Here is a 5,309-nt window from a genome sequence, read left to right as displayed (position 1 = left end):
GCTGCCGGCCGGCTGGAACAAGGACTGCTGCACGTATGCCAAGGCGATCGGCGTCAATCTCGTGCTGTACCAAGGCGAATGGACCGGCAAGCCCGAGCGCGTGATGGTGCTCAACGTCTGGCCGGACAGGCTGCCCACGCTCGCTGCGGAGGTCGATGAAGACCGGCAGCATTATTTGCAATCCGACGCGCATGGAAAGGCCGATGTATTCACGGTGGCGAACCCGCGCGCGATCACCTGCCAAGGTGTGCTCTACCGCGGTTCCGATCACGTCGACGACGCCGTCGTGTTCTGCGATCCCGGCAAAGCAAGCGGCGTTCGCTACAGCTGGTCGATGACGGTCGGCGAGTCGGATCCAAATCGGCAAACGCTGCTCGCCACCTTCAAACGCGTGGTGGAGCAATCCCTTTACCTGAAGTACCAGAAGCCGGCGCCCGCGACGGTCACGAAATAGGCCTGCGCGCGGAATTGGTATGGTTGACGCATGAGCCTGCGCCAAAAACTCCTGCTGGTCGCGCTTTGCACGCTGGCGTTGCCGGCAGCGGGCTGGCTGTACGTGCGCCAGATGGAAACCCTGCTGCGCCAGGGCCAGGAGCAGGCCTTGACCGCCACCGCCACCGCGGTCGCGCGCAGCCTGGCGGTGACGGATGTACCGCTGCCGCAACCCGGCAAAGGCTGGTACGTGCAGGAGGCGGTCAATCCCATCGTCGTCGATGGTTACGGCGATGACTGGGCGCCGATGACGCCGTGGAGCCAGCCGCTTGGCAAACAAGGCAAGCTGCTGCTGGCCGAAGACGACAATGGTTTCTATCTCTACGTCGACGTGCGCGTGGCGCGCCGCACGCGCGCCGATGCCAGCGATGGCAATGCGCTGTCGGCCGATCACCTGATACTCGACCTGGTGCAGGGCGACCAGCATCGGCGATACCTAATCGCCAGCGCCGCCCCAGGCGCGTTCACTGCGCTCACGCTCGATCCGCCGGCCGGCGATCTACCCGATCGCGTCTTTGGCCAGTGGCAGGAAGATGGCGGCGGCTACCACGCCGAACTGCGCCTCCCGCGCGGCCTGGGGTTGAGCGCGCTCGGCGTGGGCATTTACACCGCGGCCGATGGTGGCGATCCGATGGCGACGGATACCCGCCCGCTGTGGCGCTACTCCCAGGATGTTTCGCAGGAACTCACGCAACTGGCGCCGAGCGGCACGCGCACGCGGCTGCTGGCGCCCGCTGGCTGGGTGCTGGCGCGCAGCGGTCGCCTGAGTGCGTCGGGTCCGCAGCCGGGCTGGTGGTCGTCGCTGATCTATCATTCCTTACTGGCCAATCCGCTGGAAGAAGCCGAAGCCTGGACCACCGACGCCCCCAAACTCGATCTGCCGGAAGTGGAGACGGCCCGCAACGGCAAAGCCAACGCGGTATGGCGCCAGGGCGAGGAACGCGACAGCGTGGTGCTGGCGACGGCGGTGCCGGTGGAGCGTGGCGAAACCGTGGTCGGCGTGCTGCTGATGGAGCAGGCCAGCCGCGCAGTGCCACTGCTGGCCAATCGCGCGTTTCTCAGCCTGTTGCTGACCAGCTTCGGCGTGATGCTGGTGGCCGGCGCGATCCTGCTGTTCTTCGCCACCCGCCTCAGCTTGCGACTTGGCCGTCTGCGCGATGCGGTCGAGCGCGCACAGGTCAACGATGGCCGTCTGGACGGCCAAATGATCCAGAGTCATTTCCCGATGGCCGAATCGGACGACGAGATCGGCGACCTGGCGCGCAGCTTCCAGAAACTGTTCGAAGCCGTCGGCGGCTACACCGATTACTTGCGCACGCTGGCCTCGAAACTCTCGCACGAACTCAATACGCCGCTGGCGATCGTCAAATCGTCGCTGGACAACCTCGAACACGCCAAGCTATCCGATGAGGCGCAACCGTACCTGGCCCGCGCGCGCGACGGCGTGGCGCGGCTGGGCACGCTGGTGCGCGCTATGAGCGAAGCCAGTCGCATGGAACGCGCGATCGCCGCCGCCGAGCCGGAAGACGTCGACCTGGTGGACGTGGTGCGCGGTTGCGCCGAAGCCTATCGCCCGCTGGCCGGCGCCCGCCCGCTGGAATGCGTGCTGCCTGAGCAGCCGGTACATTTGCACGGCGCGCCGGAACTGATCGCGCAGGCGCTGGACAAGCTGTTCGACAATGCGCTGTCGTTCACGCCGCCCGACGGCTGGCTGCGCCTGAGCCTGCGCGCGGTCGATGACGGCGCCGAGATCGAACTGGCCAACCAGGGACCGCCGCTGCCGGCCGCCATGCAAGGGCGCCTGTTCGATTCGCTGGTCAGCCTGCGCGACAAGACCACGCCGGGCGATGTGCCGCATCTCGGCTTGGGCCTCTATGTGGTGCGCCTGGTCGCCGAACGGCACGGCGGCGTGGCGTCCGCGCGCAACCTGGAAGACGGCAGCGGCGTGGCTTTCAGCCTGCGCCTGCACGGTATGCCGCGGCAGCGATTGGCGGGATGAACGCTCTGCGCCCTCTCCCCATCGGGAAGAGGGCTGGGGTGAGGGGTCAGCCTGGCCTCCGACTTCATACTCCCGACGCTTATCGCGAGACAAAATGCCGCCGCCCTATACAATCACCCCTTTCTGCGTTCCACGGATCTCCGCTACGTGATCTCCCGCGACGACTTCAATGCGCTCGCAGCGCAAGGCCACACCCGCATTCCGCTGGTGCGTGAAGTGTTCTCCGACCTGGACACCCCGCTGTCGGTCTACCTGAAGCTGGCCGATGGCCCCTACACCTTCCTGTTCGAATCGGTGGAAGGCGGTGCAACCTGGGGACGCTATTCGATCATCGGCCTGCCCGCCAAACGCGTATACCGCCTGCGTGGGCACGAGCTGGAGGTGGAAGACGCCGGCGAAATCGTCGAGCGCCGCCAATTGGATGATCCGCTCGCCGAAATCGAAAAGCTGCGCCAGCAATACAACGTGCCGCGCCTGCCGCAACTGCCGGCCTTCAGCGGTGGCCTGGTGGGTTATTTCGGCTTCGAGACCATCGGCTACATCGAGCCGCGGCTGGCGCAATGGGATCGCCCCGACGAACTGGGCACGCCCGACGTACTGCTGATGCTGGCCGAGGAAGTGGCCGTGTTCGACAACCTCAAGGGTCGCCTCTACCTGATCGTGCACGCCGATCCGTCGCAGCCGCAGGCCTACGCGCACGCGCAGCGCCGGCTCGATGCGCTGACCCATCGGCTGCGCCAGGGTGGCGCGGCGTATCCGCAGTTCGCGCAATCGACCGCCCTCAACGAGAGCGATTTCAAATCCTCGTTTACGCGCGAGGAATTCGAGGCGGTGGTGGAGCGCGCGAAGGAATACATCCGCGCCGGCGACGTGTTCCAGGTAGTGCCTTCGCAGCGCCTGAGCGTAGGTTTCAATGCTCGCCCGGTGGATGTGTACCGCGCACTGCGCGCGATGAATCCTTCGCCCTACATGTATTTCGTGGACCTGGGCGATACGCAGATCGTCGGGTCATCGCCGGAAATCCTTGCGCGCCTCAAGGACGGCAAGGTGGTCGTGCGCCCGATCGCCGGTACACGCAAGCGCGGTGCGACAAACGAGGAAGACCATGCGCTCGAAGCCGAACTGCTGGCCGACCCAAAGGAGCGCGCCGAACACGTCATGCTGATCGATCTGGGCCGCAACGACATCGGACGCATCTGCGAAACCGGCAGCGTGGAAGTGAGCGAATCCTTCGTCGTCGAACGCTACTCGCACGTCATGCACATCGTGTCGCAGGTAGAAGGCGACGTGCAGCCGCAGCTGAGCTACATGGACGTGCTGAAGGCGACGTTCCCCGCCGGTACGGTCAGCGGCGCGCCGAAGATCCGCGCCATCGAGATCATCCAGGAACTGGAACCCTACAAGCGCAACATCTACGCCGGCGCCATCGGTTGGATCGGCTGGTGGGGCGATGCCGACACCGCCATCGCCATCCGCACCGCGGTGATCCAGAACGGCCGCCTGCACGTGCAGGCCGGCGCCGGTATCGTGTACGACTCCGATCCCGCATCGGAGTGGGAAGAAACGATGAACAAGGGGCGCGCATTGTTCCGCGCCGTGGCGCAGGCAGCGAAAGGACTGTGAGCTATGCAACGCACAACGTGTCGTTTTAGCGGTCTTGTTCTGGCCATGTTGATCTGCGCATCGCCATTGACGGCACGCGAGTCGGCACAAAGCTGGCCAGATACGCCGCTCAGCCGCACGCAGGCATTGGCCGAACTGCAAACGCTGAATGCGCAACTGCTCAGCCATCCCAGCGCGACATTGACGCTGGAGCACTGGTGCGCCGCGCATCATTTGGCGCCCGAAGCAAAGATCGTCGCTCATCGCGTACACGGTGAAGACAAACCGCTGCCCGACGGCGCGCGCGCCCTGCTGGGCATCGGCCCGGACGAACCCGTGCGCTACCGCCACGTGGCGCTGGGCTGTGGCGACGTCGTCTTGTCGGATGCGGACAACTGGTACGTGCCCGCGCGCCTCACCGCCGACATGAATCACCAACTGGATACGTCCGACGTACCGTTCGGCAAGGTCGTACAGCCATTGCACTTCCGCCGCCAGACGCTTTCCGCCGAACTGCTGTGGTCGCCGCTGCCGGAAGGCTGGGACAGCGGCGCACCGCTGCCGACTTCCAGCGGCAAATCGCTGGTGATGCCCGATCACGTGCTGCAGCATCGTGCCGTGCTCTATACCGGCGACAACCAGCCGTTCAGTCTGGTGGTGGAGAGCTATACGCGGCACGTGTTGATTCATCCTTAACAGTTTGATTTTGCTGAAGCCGGCTGCTCTTTCCAGGGAGGAGTGAGTGGCATCGCACCAGACAGATGACGGCGGCGAACGTCATCGCGCACAATGAGCCCCTCATGCCGCAGCGCGGCATTGCTTTGAGTGGGACGTCCCCCGCCGTGTTGCTAATGATCGATAAGCAGCATTAGCGATCTCCGGCGCTCGCCAATAGCGCAGGAAGATGCCCCTTAACGATGCACGGATTCGGGCTGCCAAGCCCGATGAAAAGCGCTACAAACTCGCCGATGGCGGCGGGCTCTATTTAGTTGTTGAACCCAACGGCTCGAAGCTGTGGCGGTACAAGTACCGAATCGATGGGCGCGAAAACGTATTTTCCATCGGTGCCTATCCAGCGGTCAGCATCCTTGCTGCCAGACGCGAACATTTGGCGGGACGCGAGCGCGTAACAAGTGACGAGCATCCGGCGAAGCTGAAGCGCGAGGCGCGGGCAGCACAGCGGTTCGCCTCGGCAAACATTTTTAAAGCATTGGCG

General features: G+C 64.7%; 5 protein-coding genes. All 5 read left to right on the top strand.

Annotation, left to right across the window (positions count from 1 at the left end):
- On the top strand, window positions 1-454 hold a 454-nt coding region (locus tag ACTHNE_RS02135), incomplete at its 5' end, for a hypothetical protein (protein WP_440268472.1).
- Window positions 455-484: 30 nt separating this feature from the next.
- Window positions 485-2,491 (top strand): ATP-binding protein, encoded by a 2,007-nt coding sequence (locus tag ACTHNE_RS02130; protein ID WP_440268471.1) that lies wholly within the window; start codon window positions 485-487, stop codon window positions 2,489-2,491.
- 147 nt (window positions 2,492-2,638) lie between these two features.
- Window positions 2,639-4,114: an anthranilate synthase component I gene (trpE, locus tag ACTHNE_RS02125; protein WP_324940292.1), complete on the top strand. Its 1,476-nt coding sequence runs from the start codon at window positions 2,639-2,641 to the stop codon at window positions 4,112-4,114.
- A gap of 45 nt (window positions 4,115-4,159) precedes the next feature.
- Window positions 4,160-4,789 (top strand): hypothetical protein, encoded by a 630-nt coding sequence (locus ACTHNE_RS02120; protein WP_440268470.1) that lies wholly within the window; start codon window positions 4,160-4,162, stop codon window positions 4,787-4,789.
- A gap of 208 nt (window positions 4,790-4,997) precedes the next feature.
- On the top strand, window positions 4,998-5,309 hold a 312-nt coding region (locus ACTHNE_RS02115), incomplete at its 3' end, for an Arm DNA-binding domain-containing protein (RefSeq protein ID WP_440268469.1).

The sequence above is a fragment of the Dyella sp. genome, from assembly GCF_051954575.1.
GTDB lineage: Bacteria > Pseudomonadota > Gammaproteobacteria > Xanthomonadales > Rhodanobacteraceae > Dyella_B.
Note: the sequence above shows the minus strand (reverse complement) of the source record. Positions and strands in the feature narration are given on the sequence as shown.

Bases quoted from the DNA above. Each gene is read 5' to 3' on its own strand.
- ACTHNE_RS02130 (WP_440268471.1), top strand. From the start codon at position 485: ATGAGCCTGCGCCAAAAACTCCTGCTGGTCGCGCTTTGCACGCTGGCG.
- ACTHNE_RS02120 (WP_440268470.1), top strand. From the start codon at position 4,160: ATGTTGATCTGCGCATCGCCATTGACGGCACGCGAGTCGGCACAAAGC.